Source organism: Candidatus Pelagibacter sp. PS_34 (assembly GCF_059417845.1).
Map to the genome: position 1 here is coordinate 828,852 of NZ_CM182068.1, position 20,104 is coordinate 848,955.

The 20,104-nt window shown below is 27.0% G+C and carries 21 protein-coding genes; 17 read left to right on the forward strand and 4 right to left on the reverse strand.

Annotated elements, in window-relative coordinates; all coding sequences use genetic code 11:
* Positions 1–19 precede the first annotated feature (19 nt).
* The 7 genes from AC5SL3_RS04510 (at position 20) to rsmA (ending at position 7,269) form a co-directional block, all read left to right on the forward strand.
* A complete protein-coding gene (locus tag AC5SL3_RS04510) occupies positions 20–1,135 on the forward strand; it encodes an LptF/LptG family permease (RefSeq protein WP_494578785.1) in 1,116 nt (371 codons plus the stop codon).
* On the forward strand, positions 1,135–2,214 hold the full coding sequence (locus AC5SL3_RS04515; protein ID WP_494577651.1) for an LptF/LptG family permease: 1,080 nt from the start codon (positions 1,135–1,137) through the stop codon (positions 2,212–2,214). Before AC5SL3_RS04510 ends, AC5SL3_RS04515 begins: the two co-directional genes overlap by 1 nt.
* Positions 2,204–3,007: a hypothetical protein gene (locus AC5SL3_RS04520; protein ID WP_494577653.1), complete on the forward strand. Its 804-nt coding sequence runs from the start codon at positions 2,204–2,206 to the stop codon at positions 3,005–3,007. The genes AC5SL3_RS04515 and AC5SL3_RS04520 overlap by 11 nt, the downstream gene beginning before the upstream one ends.
* Positions 3,008–3,087: 80 nt before the next feature.
* Positions 3,088–4,593: an LPS-assembly protein LptD gene (locus AC5SL3_RS04525; RefSeq protein ID WP_494577655.1), complete on the forward strand. Its 1,506-nt coding sequence runs from the start codon at positions 3,088–3,090 to the stop codon at positions 4,591–4,593.
* Complete coding sequence (locus tag AC5SL3_RS04530) at positions 4,593–5,525, forward strand: peptidylprolyl isomerase (RefSeq protein ID WP_494577656.1); 933 nt, start codon at positions 4,593–4,595, stop codon at positions 5,523–5,525. Before AC5SL3_RS04525 ends, AC5SL3_RS04530 begins: the two co-directional genes overlap by 1 nt.
* Positions 5,515–6,480, forward strand: a complete 966-nt coding sequence (locus AC5SL3_RS04535) for a 4-hydroxythreonine-4-phosphate dehydrogenase PdxA (protein WP_494577657.1) — start codon at positions 5,515–5,517, stop codon at positions 6,478–6,480. The genes AC5SL3_RS04530 and AC5SL3_RS04535 overlap by 11 nt, the downstream gene beginning before the upstream one ends.
* Positions 6,481–7,269 (forward strand): 16S rRNA (adenine(1518)-N(6)/adenine(1519)-N(6))-dimethyltransferase RsmA, encoded by a 789-nt coding sequence (gene rsmA, locus AC5SL3_RS04540; RefSeq protein ID WP_494577659.1) that lies wholly within the window; start codon positions 6,481–6,483, stop codon positions 7,267–7,269. It abuts the gene before it with no gap.
* Here rsmA and gmk read toward each other — a convergent pair.
* The 4 genes from gmk to fabD are packed head-to-tail and all read right to left on the reverse strand — an operon-like array spanning position 7,258 to position 9,848.
* Positions 7,258–7,890, reverse strand: a complete 633-nt coding sequence (gmk, locus tag AC5SL3_RS04545; protein ID WP_271486705.1) for a guanylate kinase — start codon at positions 7,888–7,890, stop codon at positions 7,258–7,260. The genes rsmA and gmk overlap by 12 nt on opposite strands.
* Positions 7,891–7,897: 7 nt before the next feature.
* A complete protein-coding gene (locus AC5SL3_RS04550; RefSeq protein WP_006997205.1) occupies positions 7,898–8,137 on the reverse strand; it encodes an acyl carrier protein in 240 nt (79 codons plus the stop codon).
* 48 nt (positions 8,138–8,185) lie between these two features.
* The gene (fabG, locus tag AC5SL3_RS04555; RefSeq protein ID WP_494577660.1) at positions 8,186–8,923 is read right to left on the reverse strand and encodes a 3-oxoacyl-[acyl-carrier-protein] reductase; all 738 of its coding nucleotides are present in this window, start codon (positions 8,921–8,923) and stop codon (positions 8,186–8,188) included.
* Entirely contained in the window at positions 8,916–9,848 is a 933-nt protein-coding gene (gene fabD, locus AC5SL3_RS04560; RefSeq protein WP_494577661.1) for an ACP S-malonyltransferase, read from the reverse strand. Before fabD ends, fabG begins: the two co-directional genes overlap by 8 nt.
* 86 nt (positions 9,849–9,934) lie before the next feature.
* Here fabD and rpsF point away from each other — a divergent pair, with 86 nt between their 5' ends.
* The 10 genes from rpsF (at position 9,935) to AC5SL3_RS04610 (ending at position 20,073) form a co-directional block, all read left to right on the forward strand.
* A complete protein-coding gene (rpsF, locus tag AC5SL3_RS04565) occupies positions 9,935–10,300 on the forward strand; it encodes a 30S ribosomal protein S6 (RefSeq protein WP_006997208.1) in 366 nt (121 codons plus the stop codon).
* A gap of 2 nt (positions 10,301–10,302) precedes the next feature.
* Positions 10,303–10,581 (forward strand): 30S ribosomal protein S18, encoded by a 279-nt coding sequence (gene rpsR / locus AC5SL3_RS04570; RefSeq protein WP_006997209.1) that lies wholly within the window; start codon positions 10,303–10,305, stop codon positions 10,579–10,581.
* The gene (gene rplI, locus AC5SL3_RS04575) at positions 10,582–11,040 is read left to right on the forward strand and encodes a 50S ribosomal protein L9 (RefSeq protein ID WP_271741424.1); all 459 of its coding nucleotides are present in this window, start codon (positions 10,582–10,584) and stop codon (positions 11,038–11,040) included.
* Between the two features lie 67 nt (positions 11,041–11,107).
* Positions 11,108–12,526: a replicative DNA helicase gene (locus AC5SL3_RS04580; RefSeq protein ID WP_006997211.1), complete on the forward strand. Its 1,419-nt coding sequence runs from the start codon at positions 11,108–11,110 to the stop codon at positions 12,524–12,526.
* 21 nt (positions 12,527–12,547) lie between these two features.
* Complete coding sequence (locus tag AC5SL3_RS04585) at positions 12,548–14,932, forward strand: efflux RND transporter permease subunit (RefSeq protein ID WP_494576387.1); 2,385 nt, start codon at positions 12,548–12,550, stop codon at positions 14,930–14,932.
* Between the two features lie 7 nt (positions 14,933–14,939).
* A complete protein-coding gene (locus AC5SL3_RS04590; protein ID WP_271564321.1) occupies positions 14,940–15,485 on the forward strand; it encodes a CvpA family protein in 546 nt (181 codons plus the stop codon).
* Complete coding sequence (gene purF / locus AC5SL3_RS04595; RefSeq protein WP_494576389.1) at positions 15,439–16,920, forward strand: amidophosphoribosyltransferase; 1,482 nt, start codon at positions 15,439–15,441, stop codon at positions 16,918–16,920. The genes AC5SL3_RS04590 and purF overlap by 47 nt, the downstream gene beginning before the upstream one ends.
* Positions 16,921–17,001: 81 nt before the next feature.
* Positions 17,002–18,297, forward strand: coding sequence for a glutamate--cysteine ligase (locus AC5SL3_RS04600; RefSeq protein ID WP_494577662.1), 1,296 nt, complete (start codon positions 17,002–17,004; stop codon positions 18,295–18,297).
* The gene (gene gshB, locus AC5SL3_RS04605; RefSeq protein ID WP_494577663.1) at positions 18,287–19,216 is read left to right on the forward strand and encodes a glutathione synthase; all 930 of its coding nucleotides are present in this window, start codon (positions 18,287–18,289) and stop codon (positions 19,214–19,216) included. Before AC5SL3_RS04600 ends, gshB begins: the two co-directional genes overlap by 11 nt.
* Entirely contained in the window at positions 19,213–20,073 is an 861-nt protein-coding gene (locus tag AC5SL3_RS04610) for a DMT family transporter (RefSeq protein WP_494577664.1), read from the forward strand. Before gshB ends, AC5SL3_RS04610 begins: the two co-directional genes overlap by 4 nt.
* Positions 20,074–20,104: the final 31 nt, after the last annotated feature.

The window sequence follows — 20,104 nt, forward strand, 5'->3', positions numbered from 1 at the left end:
TTACAATGAAAAAATTATTATTTGCTCATTTTTTAAAAGATACCTTCTTTTTTTTTTATTAATGACTTTATCTCTAGGTTTAATTGTATGGGTAATTCAAGCAGTTAACTATCTAGATTTTATAACAGAAGACGGACATAGTTTTAAAGTTTATCTCTCATATACTTTATTTAACTTTCCAAAAATTATTCATAGAATCTTACCTTTTATTTTCTTTGTTTCCTTGTTTTATCAAATTAACAGATATGAATTAAATAATGAATTAATTATCTTCTGGACCCTAGGCATAAGTAAATTTCAATTTATTAGGGTAATTATGATTTTTTCACTAATTTTTGTTATTCTTCAAATAATTATAGGGGCATATCTTTCACCTGGTGGTCAGGATAAAGCCCGTAATTTCATAAGAAATTCTAATATTGATTTTTTTCCATCACTTTTTCAAGAAGGTAAATTCATAGATGTGGTAAAAAATCTAACTATATTCATTGAGAAAGAAAAGCCAAAAGGAGTTTATAATAATATTTATCTTAAAGAGACAGATAAAAGAAGTACTTCAACATCAAAAGTTATTTATGCCAAGAGAGGTTTTATAAAAGAATTTGAAAATAAAAAATATTTAGAGCTATCTGATGGAAGTGTAATTAATATAGAGGGATCCAAAAATAACAATTTTTCATTTGAGAAAATAGATTTTAATTTAACTCAGTATGGAAGTAAAAGTACTTCCTATCCCAAAAATCAGGAATTAAGCAGTAGACTTTTGCTAAAGTGTTTAAATTATTACAACCAAAATAAAGTAAATCAATTCAAAAGTGAGATTTTAACTTGCCAGGAAAGTTCTATTAAAAATATTAAAGAAGAACTTTTTAAAAGGTTTTACAAGCCTATATACTTGCTTCTACTATCTCTAATAGCATGTTTTATTTTTTTTATTTCAAAAGAAAATAAAAAATTTACTCTTTATAGATATATAATATTTTTTATTGGTATTGTTGTTATAATTATTTCTGAAATATCTTTAAGGTATTCATCTAATAATATTTTTGGACAATATTTTTTTATAATTTTTCCAATTTTCTCAATTCTTAGCTTGTATTTTTTTGCATATATTAGATCAAAGAGAAATTACTGATGATTAAAACTTTTGAATTATATTTAATATTACTTTTTACAAAAAAAATTTTGAATGTTTTTTTTATTTTCTTAGCATTAATTTTTATTCTTAATTTATTTGAAGAAATTAATTTTTTTAAAGATCTTCAAACAAACATTTTTTTTCCAATAATATTGAGTAGTTTAAATGCTCCAGCTACTCTTTTTGAAATCTTTCCTTTTATTTTTTTAATTGGAACTCAATTTTTTTTTCTAGATATAATTGATAAAAATGAGCTTGAGATCTTAAAGATTAATGGATTAAGCAATATCAGAATTTTAAAAACATTATTTATTACATCACTTCTATTTGGTTTTATTTTAATGACTATATTTTATGCAATATCTGCTAAATTACAGTTTATTTATTTTGATATAAAAAATTCATACTCAAATGATGATAAATATTTGGCAGTTGTTAAAGAAAGTGGTCTTTGGATTAAAGATGAGATTGATAATAAGATATATATTATTAATGCAGATGAAATATCAAATAATTCATTAATCAATGTTTCGATTCATGAGTTTGATAATAATTTTCAATTAACTCATATTATTAATTCTGAAGAAATTGATATTTCCAGTTATGAATGGATTTTATCTAAACCAATGCTTTTTAAGGATAATAAAACTACGCAACTTAATGAAAAATATTTTATTAAAACACACTTTGATATTAAAAAAATAAATAGTTTGTTTGATAATTTGTCCTCTTTAAATATTTTTCAATTACTAAAATTAAGAAATGATTACAGCTCTTTAGGAAATTCTACCAGAGAAGTTGATATTCATTTGCATAAGCTTTATTCTCTCCCATTATTTGTCTCGATTATGACAATTCTTTCTTCAATAATAATGTTTAATAATAAAAGGAATACTTCTATTATTTTTCATTTATTGTCAGGGATATTATTTTCGGTGATTGTTTATTATTTGTCTTATTTGTCTTATCTAATGGGGGAAAATGGTAAAATACCAATTATAGTATCAACATATCTTCCATTTATGATATTGATACTCATTAGTTTAATTGGAATTGTAAGGCTAAATGAAAAATAACTCAAAATTTTTAATATTTTTATTTTTTTTTGTAGTTTTAATTATTAATAATAAAGCTTACGCAAATGAAATTATTTTTAGCACTTCAGATTTAAATATTACAAATAACGGAAGTATTATAAATGCTGGAATAGGTTCTGCATACTCCAAGTCTTCAAATATAAAAATTGATGGTCAAAGTTTTAAATTTGATAAAAGCTCGTCAATATTAATTGCTAATAAAGCAAAGGTTATTTTACCTGAAAAAAATATTGAAATTAATGCAGATAAATTAATTTATGATCAAAAAATTTCATTAATTAAGGCAATAGGAAATGTTGAAATTAAAGACCTTGCAAACATTGTTACATTTAAATCTAAAGAGGTTTCTTATAACAAAATAGAAGAAACAATTTTTTCAAATGTCAGATCAACTTTTTATGATAAAGCTTTAAATAATTTTACTTCAGAAAAGTTTAGTTATACTTTAGATGATGGTTTGTTAAAGATATCTAGAGCAAATATTTTAGATGTGCAAAATAACAAATATTATATTGAAAAAGCATATATAAATTTATTAACCAATAAATTAATTGGAAAGGACATATTTTTAGATTTTAATAATTTAGCTGAAAACAATGATCCAAGAATAAAGGGTAAAACTGTTAAAAGTGACAATGATAAAACTATTATAGAAAAAGGTGTTTTTACAACCTGTAAAAAAAATGACGATTGTCCACCCTGGGAATTTTTAGCTTCAAAAATTACACATGATAAAAAAAAAAGACAATTAATTATGAAAATGCGTGGTTAAAAATTTATGATAAACCTGTTTTTTATTTTCCAAAATTTTTTCATCCTGACCCGACTGTAAAAAGACAATCTGGATTTTTGATGCCCTCTTTTACAGGGTCTAATTCTACAGGCTCAGCATTTACACTGCCATATTTTCATGTGCTTTCTAACAATAAAGATTTAACATTTACTCCAAGACTTTATTCAACGAATAAAATACTTGCACAATCTGAATATAGGGTAGTTAATGCAACTTCAAAACATACTATTGATTTAAGTATGTTAAGTGAAAAAGATAATTCTTCTCAAAGTCATTTTTTTTCAAATAGTCAAAAAAAATTAAACTCAAAGTATTTTGATAATCTGGATTTATCAGCTGATTTACAATTTACTTCTAAGGATACATATCTAAAAAATTATAAATTAGATTCTCCTCTTATTAACAATGATACTGGAACTTTAACTTCTTCAATTAAATTTAGTGGATCAAAAGAAGATTTGAGTTTGGAGGCTGATTTTATAGTCTACGAAAATCTAAGTGATGTACCAGATGGAGACAAATATGAATATGTTTATCCTAGCTTCAACCTTAAAAAAGATCTCTACTCAGATATGTTAACATCCGGAAGCTTTAATTTAGACTCAAGTGGCTTCATTAAAAATTATGATACTAATGTTTTTGAAAAGGTTATTGTTAATGATTTTCTTTATAGTTCTTATCCTAGATTTACTAATAAGGGCTTAAAAAATAATTATAATATTTTATTTAAAAATATTAATACAGATAGTGAAAATTCTAAAAATTATAAAGAAAGTTTAGATACAAAAATAGCAGCTTTGATTGAGTTTAATTCTTCTTATCCAATGGAAAAAAAGACTAACGATTACTCAAACATACTCAAACCTATTATTTCAGCTAGATATAGTCCTAACAATTCTAAGAATGCAAGAAATGAAGATAAAAGAATTGATGTGAGTAATGTTTTTGCTCTTAACAGACTTGGATCAAGTGACTCCGTTGAGGGAGGTGGATCGTTAAGCTTTGGTACTGAATTTTATAATACCGATTCTTCTAATAGAGAGGTTTTTAACTTAAAAGTTGCTAACGTTTTTAAATTAAAAGATGATCAAAATTTACCTGTAAATAGTTCACTGGGCAATAAAACCTCAGATATAATGGGAGAACTGAATTATAACCCCAATGAGTTTTTTAGTCTTAACTATAAATTTTCTCAAGATCAAAATTTAAAAGATACAAGTTATCAAATATTAAAAAATGAATTCAAAATTAATAATTTTGTAACTACTTTTGAATATCTAAATGAAAACAACAGTATAGATAAAGATAGTTATTTATCAAATAAAACTTCATATAATTTTAAAGAAACAAGTAGCTTGATTTTTGAAACAAGAGAAAACAAGAAGACCAATGCAACAGAGTTTTACAATTTAATGTATCAATATAGAAATGACTGCTTAATTGCAGCAATTCAATATAATAAAGATTATTATACAGATAGAAATTTAAAAGCGAATGAAAGTATATATCTAAACTTAACTATAATCCCATTTGGAGAGACAAAGTCTCCAAATCTTAAAAAATAATGCCTAAAGTAAAATTTATTTTATTTTTGTTTTTATTTCTAATAATAAGTTTTAAATCAAGCACTGCTGAAAATTTTTACATCGTATACAAAGTCAATAATGAAATTATAACAAATTCTGACATAGAAAAAGAATACCGATATTTAGTATCACTTAATAATCAATTAAAAAATTTAGAAAAACAAAAAATTATTGAACTATCAAAAGAGTCAGCACTTCGAGAAAAAATTAAAAAAATAGAATTAATAAAATATTTTGACTTAAAAACAATAAATATAGATATTGATAATTATCTAGAAAATTTTTATAGAAACTTAAATATCAAAAATAAAAAAGAATTTAAAGAATACCTGCAAAGTAATAATATATCATTAAGCTATGTCCAAAAAAAAATTGAAATAGAAATATTATGGAATCAATTGATATACAATCGATATATTGGTCAAATTAATATTGATACAGATCAACTAAAAGAAAAAGTAAAAAAATTAACAAGTACAAAAAAGCAAAAAAAATACTCTCTATCTGAGATTTTATTTAACATAGAAAATAACTCAAATTTTGAAAAAAAATTAGAAAATATTAATCAAAGTATAAGCGAGATAGGATTTAAAAACACTGCCAATATATACAGCATATCAGACAGCTCAAAATTTGGAGGTAAAATTGGATGGATAGAGGAACAAAAATTATCAACAAAAATTTTAGAACAATTAAAAGCACTAGAAGTTGGTCAATACACATCTCCTGTGCTAGTAGGTTCTTCATTTTTAATTTTAAAGATAGAGGAAATTAAATATGAAAATACGATAATCAATGAAGATGAAGAGTTAAATAAGATGATTCAATTTGAGACCAGCAAACAACTAGATCAATTTTCAAAAATATTTTATGAAAAAATAAAAATTAATAGTTTCATAAATGAATTATAAACCTATATTAATTGTTGCAGGTGAGCCAAATAGCATTTTTTTAGAAATATTTTTTAAAAGCATTCAAGCCCATCATTATAAAAGCCCTTTAATAATTATTGCTTCAAAAAAATTACTTGAGCAACAAATGATTAAATTAGGATTTTTTTTTGAAATCAATACTATTGATCAAAATTTTAAAAAATTTAATTTACTAGATAATAAAAAAATTAACTTAATTAATGTAGAGTATAAATTTAAAAGTTGCTTTGAAAAAATTTCTAGTAAATCTAATGATTACATAAAAAACTCTTTTGAGTTAGCATTAAAAATTATCAAGCGAAATAAATTATCTAAATTTATTAATGGACCAATTTCAAAAAAATCTTTTTTAAAAGGTAAAGCTTTAGGTATTACTGAGTATTTAGCAAAAAAAACAAAAAATAATAATAAAGTTGTGATGCTTATATTTAATAATAAACTATCTGTTAGTCCACTTACAACACATTTACCTTTAAAAGATGTTCACAAACAAATCTCAAAACAAAAGATATATCAACATGTTAAGCTTATTGATAAATTTTATAAAACAAAATTTAATAAACTGCCAAGGATAGCAATAACTGGTTTAAATCCACACTGTGAGAGTAATTTTAAAAATTCTGAAGAAGATAAAGTGATAATTCCAGCTATTAAGAAATTGCGATTAAAAAATAATAAAATAAATGGTCCATTTCCAGCTGACACTATCTTTACAAAATCATTTTTAAATAAATATGATGTAATTATTGGTATGTATCATGATCAAGTACTTTCTCCTATGAAGGCTTTATTTGGTTTTGATGCAATTAATATTACTTTAGGTCTACCATTTACTCGTATTTCTCCAGATCATGGCCCAAATTATTCAATGCTAGGTAAGAATTTATCTGATCCAAAAAGTTTAATTCAAGCCTTAAAATTTTTGGACAAATAAGTGTTCATAAAAGCAAAAAAAAGTCTTGGCCAAAACTTCTTAATAGATAGAGAGGTGCTTGAAAAAATTGTATCCATAACCGATATTACTAACAAGGAAGTCTTGGAAATTGGACCAGGTAGTGGAAATCTAACGACATATATTTTAAAAAAAAAACCAAAGAAACTCTATGTTGTGGAAAAAGATGATGATTTAGCTATATTGCTAAAAGAGAAGTTTGATACTGAAATTGAAATCATCAATGATGATATCTTAAAAGTATCAGAAAGTAATATCTCGGCGCAAAAACTATCTGTCTTTGGTAATTTACCTTATAATATATCGACAGAAATCTTATCTAAATGGATTCTTAATATTGGCTCAAATTTTTGGTTCGATAGTCTCATTTTAATGTTTCAAAAAGAAGTTGCAGATAGGATTATATCTGAATTTAATAACTCTAATTATGGTAGACTATCAATTTTATCAAGTTGGAAATTAAATGTAAAAAAGATATTAGATATTAAACCACAAAGCTTTTCACCAAGACCTAAAATAGATAGTTCTTTACTTTTATTCACTCCCAAAGAGAATTTTTTTAAATTAAAGGATCCTAAAAATCTTGAAAAAATAACTAGAATATTCTTCAGCCAAAGAAGGAAAATGTTAAAAAAACCCTTTAACCAAGTTTTTGATAATGGAAAAAAAGTTGCAGAAAAATTTGGTATTGATCTTAATCTTAGACCTCAAAACCTTGAGCCTGAAGTATATTTTAAACTTGTAAAAGAATATGAAGACTTAAGAGGTTAGTTTTTCAACATGCTTTCTAATGAAATCTTTATCGTAGTCTTTTGAGCCATTGTTAATTTCAGCATCAATTAAACTGCTAATTTTAGAATAACATTCTTCTAGATTGTCATTAATAATTACGTAATCATAATTAATCCAATGCAAAACATCTCTGCTAAACTCTTTCATGCGTTCTTCTACTATCAGTTTATCTTTCATGTCTCTATTTGATAGTCTTTCAAATAGTATCTCTTTACTAGGAGGTAAAATAAAAAAAGTGATTAATTTATAATTTAATTTTTTATTCTTGATTTGATCAGCTCCTTGCCAATCAATATCAAATATTACATTTTCACTTTTTTCTAATTTTTCAATAACTGGTGTTCTAGTTGTCCCATAAAGGTGATTAAATACTTTTGCATACTCTAAAAATTCTTCATTTTTTATTAAATTTTCGAATTTATCATGATCAACAAAGTAGTAATCTTTGTCTGCAATTTCGTTTAGTCTAGGTTTTCTTGTGGTATGAGAAACTGAAATATGAAAATTTTTATTTTTAGAGAGGAGTTTTACTAAGGTTGTTTTACCTGCCCCAGATGGGGATGATAAAATTACCATTATCCCATCTTTTTTTATGGACATTTAATTTCTAGTTTGCTTTTCCTGCTATAAAGTTAACAGCGTCACCTACAGTAAGAATTTTTTCAGCTTCACTATCTGAAATTTCTGAACCAAATTCCTCTTCAAAAGCCATTACTAACTCAACTGTATCTAAACTATCTGCTCCAAGGTCATCTATGAAGCTTGAATCGTCCAACACTTTAGCTTCATCAATACCTAAGTGATCTGCTACAATTTTTTTAACTTTGCTTGAAATATCTTCTGACATAATGTTCCTTTTTGTTATATTTCGTTAATAGTTCAAAAAGTAGTTTTGTCAACCCAAATACATACCACCATTAACATGTAATGTTTCTCCATTAATATAGTCTGACTGATCTGAACTTAAGAAATTAACAGCATTAGCAATATCTTCGGGTTTACCTAGTCTATTAGATGGAATTTTAGCAATTATTGTTTCTTTAAATTTTTCATCTATTTGGTCTGTCATAGCAGTACTAATAAAGCCTGGGGATATGCAATTAACATTAATATTTTTTTTTGCATATTCAATTGCTAAGCTTTTTGACATTGCAACTATACCTGCTTTAGATGCAGTATAGTTTGCTTGTCCAACATTACCAGTATGCCCAACAACAGAGGTTATATTGATAATTTTTCCAGATTTATTTTTAAGCATCTTTTTAATCGAATATTTACACATTAGAAATGTAGAAGTTAAATTAATATTTATAACTTTTGACCACTCTTCTAAGCTCATTCTAATAGTTAAATTATCTTTTGTAATGCCTGCATTATTAACAATGCAATCTAAAGATCCACCTAGTTCTTTGGTAGCATTTTCTATAAATTCCTCGATTTTATCATGTTGAGAAATATCAAATTTAAGAATTTTTATATTATTAAATTTTTCTTTTAACTCTTCTAGTTTTTCAATTCTTGTACCCGTAGCTAAAATATTTGCACCATTTTGGTTTAGCTTCTCAACTATTGAATTACCAATTCCACCTGAAGCACCTGTGACTACAATATTTTTATCTTTTAAACTACTCATTGATATTAATTAACTTTATATCCTCTTCTGTATTTATTGCACTAACTTTAACATTTTTGTCAATTCTCTTTATTAATCCAGATAAAACTTTGCCTGGTCCTATTTCAATAAACTCTGTAACGCCCTTCTCAATCATTAATAAAACACTCTCACGCCAACGAACACTACTTTCAATTTGCTTAACTAGTAATTCTTTTAATTCCTTTGAATTAGATATTTCTTTTCCTGTTACATTTGAAATAAGGATGTTTTTAGGTTCATTAAAATTTAATTTTTCTATTTCTTCTTTCATCACAAGTGTTGCATTATTCATCAATTTACAATGAAACGGAGCACTAACCGGTAATTTAATATTTTTAATATTTGAAGCCTTCAAATCAACCATAATTTTCTCCAGGTCTTCAATTTTTCCACTTAAAACGATCTGGCCTACAGAATTGTCATTTGCAATAAAGCATTCGTATTTATCTTTATTCTCATCAATAATTTTTTTTATTATTTCAATTTCAGAACCCAAAACTGCAACCATTCCACCCACTCCTTTTGGAACAGAGTTTTGCATCGCACTACCTCTAATTTTTAATATCTTTAAAGTATCTGAAAATGACAATGACCCAGCTGCGGTCAATGCAGAGTACTCTCCTAAAGAATGTCCTGCATAAAATTTTGCTTTATCTAAATCAATTTTAAACTCTTCTTTGATTAACTTAAATATTGAATAACTGAGCAAAAATATTGCTGGTTGTGTATTTTCAGTTAAGTCTAATTCTTCCTTGGGACCATTTAAGATAAGGCTTGATAGTGAGAAACCAAGAGTATCATCTGCTTCCTTGAATAGATCTTGAACTAAGCTATATTTAGCATGTAGGTCTTTACCCATTCCTACTAATTGTGAGCCTTGACCTGGAAAAATAACAGAAAACATTTAAATATCTAAAGTTTATTATGGTTTTAAGTGTTGTAATTCAATAATTATAATAGTATATCCTCACTTTTTATTAAAGAACAATTATGAATTTATACGAACACACTATAGTTGCTAGACAAGATACTAGCCCAGCGCAAGTTAAGCAATTAACTGAAAAATATTCTAAAATAGTTGAAAAAAATGAGGGAGAAATAGTACAAACTGAAGATTGGGGTTTGTTAAATTTAGCTTACATTATTAAAAAGAATAAAAAAGGCATCTATATGCACTTTAAGATTAAAGGTCCTGGAAAAATTATTGATGAATTAGAAAAAAATGAAGCAATTGATAAAAATCTTCTAAGATATATGACGGTTAAGGTTAAAAAGTTTAATTTAGAGGCTAAATATTTTTCAAAGAAAGATGAGTACGAAAAAAAAGAATATAAAAAAGAATATAATAGAGACTAATTATGCCATCAAAAAAAAGAGCAGGAAATAAAAAAAAAGGTAGTCAAAGTAACTTTGCAAAACTAAGTATTTTTCAACCTAATAAATACAAATTTAAAAAAACTTGCCCTTTATCTGCTAAGGGTGCTCCAGAAGTTGATTATAAAAACATCAGATTGTTAAAAAAATATATGTCCGAAAATGGTAAAATTTTACCATCAAGAATTACAAATGTTTCACAAAAAAAACAAAGAGAGCTTTCTCTGTCTATCAAGAGAGCTAGAAATTTAGCGTTAATTTAAATGAAAGTTATCCTTTTAGAAAACTTAAGAAGAATTGGATCTATTGGAGAAATCATAGATGTTAAAAGAGGGTTTGCTAGAAACTTCTTAATATCAAATAAAAAAGCTCTTTATGCTTCAAAAGAAAATATTGCAGAAGTTGAAAAGATTAAATCTGAGCTAAGTAAAAAAGATACTGAAAAGAAAAAAGAAGCTCAAAAAATTTCTGAACAAATTAACAATAAAGAGTACGAAATTAAAAAATTAAGTACTGAAAATAAAGAATTGTATGGATCAGTTAAACCAACTGAAATTTCAAAACTGATATTAGAAAATGACAAACTAGATATTAAACCTTCAATGATACAACCAATAACTGAAATTAAATCAATTGGTAAATTTAAGGTTAAAGTTATTCTACACTCTGAAGTAGATTCTGAAATTACTATTAATGTAGTTACAGCTGATACTATTCAATAATTATACAATTTTTTCCCCAGCATATATTTGTTATTTTTTTAAACCTTAATTAAGATAAGATTTATTCATGGAAAATAACCTCAGCCTAGTTAAAGATACTTTTAAAGAACTTCCAAATAATATTGAAGCAGAGCAGGCTGTAATTGGATCAATATTAGTTCAAAATGAAACATTTGATGAAATAAATACTATTGTTTCTAGTGTTAATTTTTATGACCCAATGCATCAAAGTATTTTTTCAGCAATTGAAAGCCTAATTTACAAAGGGATGCTTGCAAACCCCATAACTTTAAAAAATTATTTTGAAAATGAAAAAGACGAATTAAATGTTCCTGAGTATTTAGTAAAAGTTACAAAATTTTCTACTCCTCCAAGACAAGCAATAGAATATTCAAGAATTATTTATGATATGTTCGTCAGACGTGAACTAATTAAGATATCTGAAAATACAATTGATGCTGCAAAATTAAATGCTCTTGATGTTAATGGACAAAATATAATTGAAAATTCAGAAAGATTATTATTTGATCTTGCTGAAAAAGGTTCTTTCAATTCATCACTTATTAAATTTGATGAAGCCATGAAACAAACTATTGAGATGGCCTCAGCTGCTTATCAAAATGATGAAGGCATTGTGGGTGTACCTACTGGTCTAAGAGACTTAGATGATAGGCTGGGTGGGCTTCATAATTCAGATTTAATTATTATTGCAGGTAGACCTTCAATGGGTAAAACTGCTTTAGCAACAAACATAGCTTTTAATGCTGCTCAAAAACTACAAGAAAGTGGAAAAAAATCTGCAGTTGCTTTCTTCTCATTAGAGATGTCTTCTGAACAATTATCAACTAGAATTTTAGCAGAACAATCTAGAATTAAATCAAACGATATAAGACGTGGAAGAATTTCTGATGAGCAATTTGATAAATTTATTGAGACTTCAAAAAATATTTCTGAACTTCCTTTGTATATAGATGAAACGCCAGCTATCAGTATCGCTGCTATGAGTAACAGAGCAAGACGTATTAAAAGATTATTTGGTTTAGATTTGATTGTTGTAGATTATATTCAATTGATGAGAGGATCTGGAAATAATAGAGATGGTAGAGTTCAAGAAATTTCCGAAATTACACAAGGCCTTAAGGCAATGGCAAAAGAACTTAAACTTCCAGTGATAGCTCTATCACAGCTATCAAGAGCTGTAGAACAAAGAGATGATCATAAACCTCAGTTATCAGATTTAAGAGAATCTGGATCAATTGAACAAGATGCTGATGTTGTAATGTTTGTATATAGAGAGGCCTATTACTTAGAAAGAAAAGAACCTAGACCTGCAACTGTTGAGCACGCTGAATGGCAAGCAAAAATGAATGAAGTGTCAAATCTAGCAGAGCTTATTATTGGAAAACAAAGACACGGTCCAACGGGTAATGTTATGGTAGAATTTGAAGCAATGTTTACCAAATTTAAAGATACTCAAATTAACTAATATCCAATATATTAGCTGTGAATGCTGTCTCTATTTTATCAAAATATTGTTTTAAAGAATCCTAAATCAATTTTTATATTACTGTTAATTACTCTCTTAAGTTTTGGGTATTTTTCTAAAGATTTTAGACTAGATGCCTCATCTGATACTCTGTTAATCGAAGGGGATCCTGATCTTGAATATTTAAAAGAAGTCACTGAAAGATATGGCTCTAAAGAGTTTTTAATCTTAACTTATTCCCCCAATGAGGGAATGGTTACTGAATCTTCTATTAATAATCTTTTAAGTTTAAAATATAAAATCCAAAGTCTAGATTGGGTTCATAGCGTTATTACACTACTTGATATCCCTTTATTAAATAATTCAGAAGCGCCTCTTCAAGAAAGACTAGAAAGTTTTAAAACTTTAAAAGATGAAGGTGTCGATACTGAAAGAGGATTTAAAGAAATATTAAATAGTCCAGTTTTTAGAAATTTTGTAATAAGTGAAGATGGTAAAACAAGTGGCATAATTGTTTATATAAAAAAAGATGAACTAAAAGATATTGAAAATAAATCATCTCAAGAAATTGAAGAATATAAAGATACTTTAAAAAAGAAAAATCATGAAAATATCACCCAAATAAGAGAGGTTATTAAGTCCTATGGAGATGTTGGAAAAATATACTTAGGAGGTATTCCAATGATCACTGATGACATGATGTCATTTATTAAAAGTGATATTATTGTTTTTGGTCTAGGAGTTCTTTTATTTATTATTGCTACTCTGTGGTTTATATTTAGAAAACTAATTTGGATTATTGTTCCAATTAGTAGCTGCTTTTTTTCAGTTTTAATTATGACAGGTCTACTTGGTCTTTTAGGCTGGAAGGTTACTGTTATATCCTCAAACTTTATTGCTTTAATGTTAATTCTAACTATGGCAATGAATATTCATATGAGCACCCGGTTTCTACAATTAAGAGAAGATTTTCCGAATTTAGATAATTTAAAAATTATTATAATGACAACTAGCAAGATGTTTTGGCCTATTATTTATACAGTTCTTACAACTATATGTGCTTTTCTATCTTTAGTATTTAGTGGCATAAAACCTATTATTGATTTTGGGTGGATGATGACTTTAGGATTAATAACCTCTTTTATAATCACATTTACTTTACTCCCTACTCTACTGAGCTTTATGTCTAGCAATAAAGTAAAGATTAAAGAAGATACAGATTCTAAAATTACTTCTTTTTTTGGTAAAATTTCTATTAACAATAAAAGTATAATTTTTTTAGTAACAGGTTTGGTTATCGCCTTAAGTGTTGTTGGAATAAGTAAGCTTGAAGTTGAAAATAGTTTTATAAATTATTTTAATAAAAATACTGAGATTTATAAAGGTATGAAACTTATTGATGAAAAACTAGGTGGCACGACACCTTTAGAAGTTATATTAAAATTTCCTGAAAATATCATAGTAGAGACTAGCGAAGATGAAGAATTTGAAAGCTGGGATGATGAAGGCAGTAAAGATGATGAAAAATACTGGTTTACAAAAGACAAAATTGAAAAAATTCAAAATGTTCATAATTATTTAGATAATCTTCCTGCAGTTGGAAAGGTTTTATCATTTAGTTCAATTATTGAAGTTGCTACACAGTTAAACAATAACAAGCCCCTTGGAACATTAGAAATGGGTGTGCTTTATTCAAAAATTCCAGAAACTATAAAAAAAGATATTATAGATCCTTATATATCCATAAAAGATAATGAGGCTAGGATAAGCCTTAGAATTATTGATTCACAGGATGGTTTAAGAAGAAATGATTTAATAAACCAAATAAATTATGACCTTGAAAATGAATTAAAGCTTAGCAAAGAAGAGTTTAAACTAGCTGGTGTTTTAATTTTGTTTAATAATTTACTCCAAAGCCTTTTTAAATCTCAAATACTCACATTAGGTTTAGTAATGATTGGAATTTTTGCAATGTTTATGATTTTATTTAGAAATTTTAAACTATCTCTTATTGGTGTTGTTCCTAATTTTATTGCAGCTTTCTTTATTTTAGGAATTATTGGCCTGCTTGGAATACCCCTTGATATGATGACTATTACTATTGCTGCAATCACAATAGGGATCGCAGTAGATAATAGTATTCACTACATTTATAGGTTTAAAGAAGAGTTTTTAAAAATTAAAGACTATAATAAAACACTAAAAGTTTGTCACTCAACAGTGGGTGTTGCAATCCTTAATACTTCAATAACCATTGTCTTTGGTTTTTCAATTTTGGTTTTCTCTAAATTTATACCCACGATTTATTTTGGTGTATTTACTGGTTTAGCAATGTTACTTGCAATGATTTCAGTATTAACTTTGCTGCCCTCTCTTATTTTAATAAGTAAACCATTCGGAAAATAATATTATTATGCTTGATGCTTTAAAAGATTTTTATCAAGCGGTGTCTTTAATAGATCTAATATTTCTAATCATTACAATTTTTTCAGTTATCAAGTGTTATAGTAAAGGTTTTGTTTTAAGTTTATTATCAGCTTCAAAATGGGTATTGGCTTATGTTGTAACTTTACTTCTTTTTCCAAAAGCTAAGCCTTATTTTAAAAATATAATTGATAGTGAATATGTTTTAGATATTGCGCTCGGCATAACTATCTTTATTTTAGTGATCTTTGTTATTCTTATTACAAATAAAGCCATTAGTAAGACGGTAAAATTTGTTGGTCTAGGAAGACTCGATTCCTTATTTGGGTTATTTTTTGGATTTATCCGAAGTTATGTAATCTGTATTTGTTTATTTTCAGCTGTAGATATTGTGTATAATTATAGTAAATGGCCAATTAATACTGATAAATCATACGCCTTCCCATATATTGAAAAAGGTAGTAATTATTTATTGAAAGAGTTTCCAAATGAAAAAAACTATCAAGATTCCAAAGAAAAAATTCAAGATTTATAATCCCAAATTAAAAGAAGAATGTGGTGTCTTTGGCGTAAGTAACAATAAAGATTCAGCTGCACTAACCGCTTTAGGATTGCATGCTCTACAACATAGAGGTCAAGAAGGTTGTGGAATAGTTACATTTGATGGAAAAAAATATTACTCTGAAAAAAGATTTGGCTTAGTTGGAGATAATTTTAATAAAGAGAAAGTGTTAAATAGTTTGCCTGGTAATTATGCTATAGGTCATAACAGATATAGTACAACTGGTGAAAACACTTTAAGAAATATACAGCCTTTTTTTGCAGATACAAATGCTGGAGGTATCGGTGTAGCTCATAATGGAAATTTAACTAATTCAATAACTCTTCGAAATAGATTGGTTCAAGATGGTGCAATATTTCATACTACATCTGACACAGAAACAATTGTTCAATTAATTGCTAAATCAAAAAGAAACAAAACAATTGATAAAGTTATAGATGCCATATTCCAAATACAAGGTGGTTACGCGCTTGTCATGCTAACACAAAATACTTTAATTGGCGTAAGAGATCCTCATGGTATCAGACCATTAGTGATTGGGAAAATCAAAGATAGCTATGTCTTTGCTTCTGAAACATGTGCGCTAGATATAATTGGTGCAAAATATATTAGAGATGTAGAAAATGGTGAGGTTGTTTATATAGAAAATAATGAACTAAAAAGCATTAAACCCTTCCCTGCTAGAGAAGTTCGTCCGTGTGTTTTTGAGTATATTTATTTTGCAAGACCAGACAGTTTACTAAATGGTAAATCTGCTTATGAACATAGAAAGCAATTTGGAATTGAACTTGCAAAAGAAAACAAAATCAAAGCAGATATTGTAGTTCCTGTACCAGACTCTGGAAATGCAGCAGCCCTTGGTTTTGCTCAACATTTAGGAATTAACTTTGAATTAGGTTTGATTAGAAATCATTATGTTGGTCGAACTTTTATTGAACCCAGTCAAAAAATTAGAAGTCTTGGTGTGAAATTAAAATTAAATGCAAATCAATCTACTATTAAAGATAAAATAATTATTTTAATAGATGACTCGCTTGTAAGAGGGACAACTTCTCATAAAATTGTAAAAATGTTATATGATGCAGGAGCCAAAGAAGTTCATGTAAAAATTGCCTGTCCAGAAATTAGGTTTCCTGATTTTTATGGTGTGGATACTCCTACTAAAAAAGAGTTACTTGCTGCAAATAAAACTAATGACGAAATTTGTGAATATATTGGTGCTAAATCATTAGATTTTTTATCTTTAGAAGGTGTTTATAGAGCAATGGGTTTTAACAAAAGAGATAATAATTATCCTCAATTAACAGATCATTATTTTACAGGTGAATATCCTGTTAAACCTATAGATGAATTAGGGGATGATAAAATTACTCAATTATCATTACTAAGCACCGCTTCGAACAACTAAAGCAATCTATACAAAACTTTCAAACAGAAGCGTTAAACATAAAGACTTTAAAATAAACTTTAAATCCTTATATATAAATCAATGATCACTCATAAAGAACATATAATCAAATATTTTGAGTCTGGAATTAAAGATGTTAAAAATTTTAAAATTGGCATTGAGCATGAAAAATTTTTATTTGATGAAAAAACAAACAAAAGAGTAGATTACCCTACTATCCTAAAAATGTTTTTACTTCTAGGTGAATTTGGCTGGAAGCCAATAATGGAAAAAGAAAATATTATTGGATTACAAAAACAAGGAAAAAGTATTACTCTTGAGCCTGGAAATCAAATTGAGTTATCAGGTGATAAACTAAATAATATCCATGAAGCTTGCGCTGAATCTCATGATTATTTATTTGAGTTACAGCAAGTAACAAAAAAATTAAATTTAAAAATTGTTAGTGCTGGTTTTGATCCGATTTCATCCCTTAATGAAGTTCCTAATAATCCAAAACAAAGATATCAAGTAATGACTAAGGATATGCCTAATGGTGGTTCTTTAAGCTTAGATATGATGTATAGAACTTGTGGTACGCAACTTAACTTGGATTACGATTCTGAAAAAGATTTTATTAAGAAGTTTAAAATAATTAATTCTATAGTGCCAATATCTATCGCACTATTTGCAAATTCTTCAATAGTTGAAAAAAAAAATAGTGGTTTCAGTTCTTATCGTTCTAAAGTTTGGCAAGAAACATCGAGAGGAGGTTTACCTGAAGTTTTTTTTGATAATATGGATTTTGAAAAATATGCAGATTTTTCAATAAACTTTCCTTTATTATTTATTCAAAACGAAAAAGAATATTTATCAGGAAGTAATTATTCATTTTCAGATTTCATGAATGGAAAAATTAGAGAAATTAACAACCGACTTCCAACTGAAGATGATTTAACCACTCACCTAAGTACAATTTTTACAGAAAATAGACTTAAGAAATATATAGAGTTAAGATCAATGGACACTTGTGGTTGGGACTGTTTGTGTTCTGGACCTGCTTTTAATACTGGAATATTATATGGAAATTTAGATGAGGCTTACGAATTGGTTTCTAAGTGGGATAAAAATAAAATAATTAATGCCTACCTAGAAGCACCTAAAAAAGGGTTTAACACTGAGTTAATGGGAAAAGACCTATTACATTGGGCGTCATTGCTGCTTGGGATTTCTAGAAAAGGATTATTAAACAGAGACATTTTGAGTAAATCTAATGATAATGAGGCTAAGTTTTTAAATCACTTAGATAAACTGATTGATAATAAGACAACAAACGCAGATCATATGATAGATAAATTTTCTAAGAATGAAAATTTAAACGATTTATATGACAAATAAGATAGTTGCAATTCAAGGTGATCATCCTTCAAAACTAAAGCCTCTAACGGATACTAGTATATTTCTTGCCATTGAAGCACAAAGGTTAAAATACAAAATTTTTTATTATGAACCTAAAGAGCTCTCAATTATTAACGATAAGGTCGTAGCGAATGGATTTTACGTAGAGTTTAATTATTCAAATAAACGTTTTTTTAAAATATTAAATCAACAAAAACTAGAGCTTACACAATGTAAGTATATTTTGATACGGCAAGATCCTCCTTTTAATTTAGAATATATTTCAACAACTTACATTTTAGATAAGATAAAAAATAAAGTTAAAATTATTAATAATCCAACCTCTATTAGAAATATCTCTGAAAAACTATATTCAACATCTTTTCAAAAATATATGCCAGATACAATTTTCACAAAAGATATAAAAGAAATTAATAAGTTTTTTTCTAAAAATAAAAGAATGATTATAAAACCTATTCATAGTTTTAGTGGCAATGATATTCACTTATTTCAAAATAAAATAAATACAAAATTGATTACAAATTTCATAAAAAAACATGGGCATATTATGTGTCAAAAGTTTTTACCTAAAATTAAGTTTGGAGATAAAAGAGTTTTTATAATTAATGGTAAAGTTTGCGGTGCGATCTCTAGAGTTCCAAAAAAAGGATCTTTTTTAAGCAACATGAGTAAAGGAGCCATACCTATCTCGGTTAAATTAACAAAATTAGAAAATAAAATTTCAAATATAATTGGTAAAGATCTTAAAAAAAATGACATCTATTTTTCTGGTATTGATTTTATCGACCAAAAACTAAATGGAGATATTAATGTAACTTCTCCTACAGGATTAAAATCTTTTTATGATCTTACAAGCATTAATCTTGCAAAAACATTTTGGAAAGGATTAAAAGCTTGAACAAATTATCCGACCAGCAAAAAGGATCTTTACTCGCATTTGTTGCAGTAATGTTTATTACTCCTGATAGTTTATTTATAAGACTTTCTAATGTTGATACTTGGGGGCTTGTTTTTTATCGAGGCCTCATTCCTTTCGTCACTGTATTTTTAGGAATGTTATTAATTTATAAATTAAATTTCTTTAAAATGCTTTTTTCAAGTGGCTATCATGGCTTACTTTATATTGGTACTTTCTCTGTAACCAATATTACCTTTGTTGTTTCAATACAAAATACCAATGTTGCAAACACATTAGTTATGATTGCAATGGCTCCTATGTTATCTGCAGTGCTTGGTGCAATATTTTTAAAAGAATTACCTGATAAAAAAACATGGATTACAATATTTGTAACTTTTACTGCTGCTATTTATATATTCTACGATTCAATACAATTAGGTAACTTTTTTGGAGATATATTAGGCTTAATAACTGCTTTAGGTTTAGCTGTTGGAGCGGTTACTATTAGATCCGCAAAGGATAAAAACTTAATCCCAGCTGCTGTTGTTGGAAAATTAATTGTAGCGATGTTTGCACTTCTGTTCATTGAAAGTTTTGCACTAGTTGATAGTGATCTAATTATTGTTCCTCTAATGTGTGTTATGTGTGTTGCTATACCTTTTGTGCTAGTGACTATAGCTCCAAGGTTCATACCAGCAGCTGAAGTGAACCTATTCTTCTTACTGGAGACTATAATTGGTCCTATTTGGGTATGGTTAATTATTAAGGAACAACCTAGCCTGGAGACTATCCAAGGTGGTGCCGTTATCATTACAGCAATTGCCATTCACTCTTTTATTAAGCTAAAGAATTCATAGTTTAATCATAATAAAGACTTGATTTGAAAGT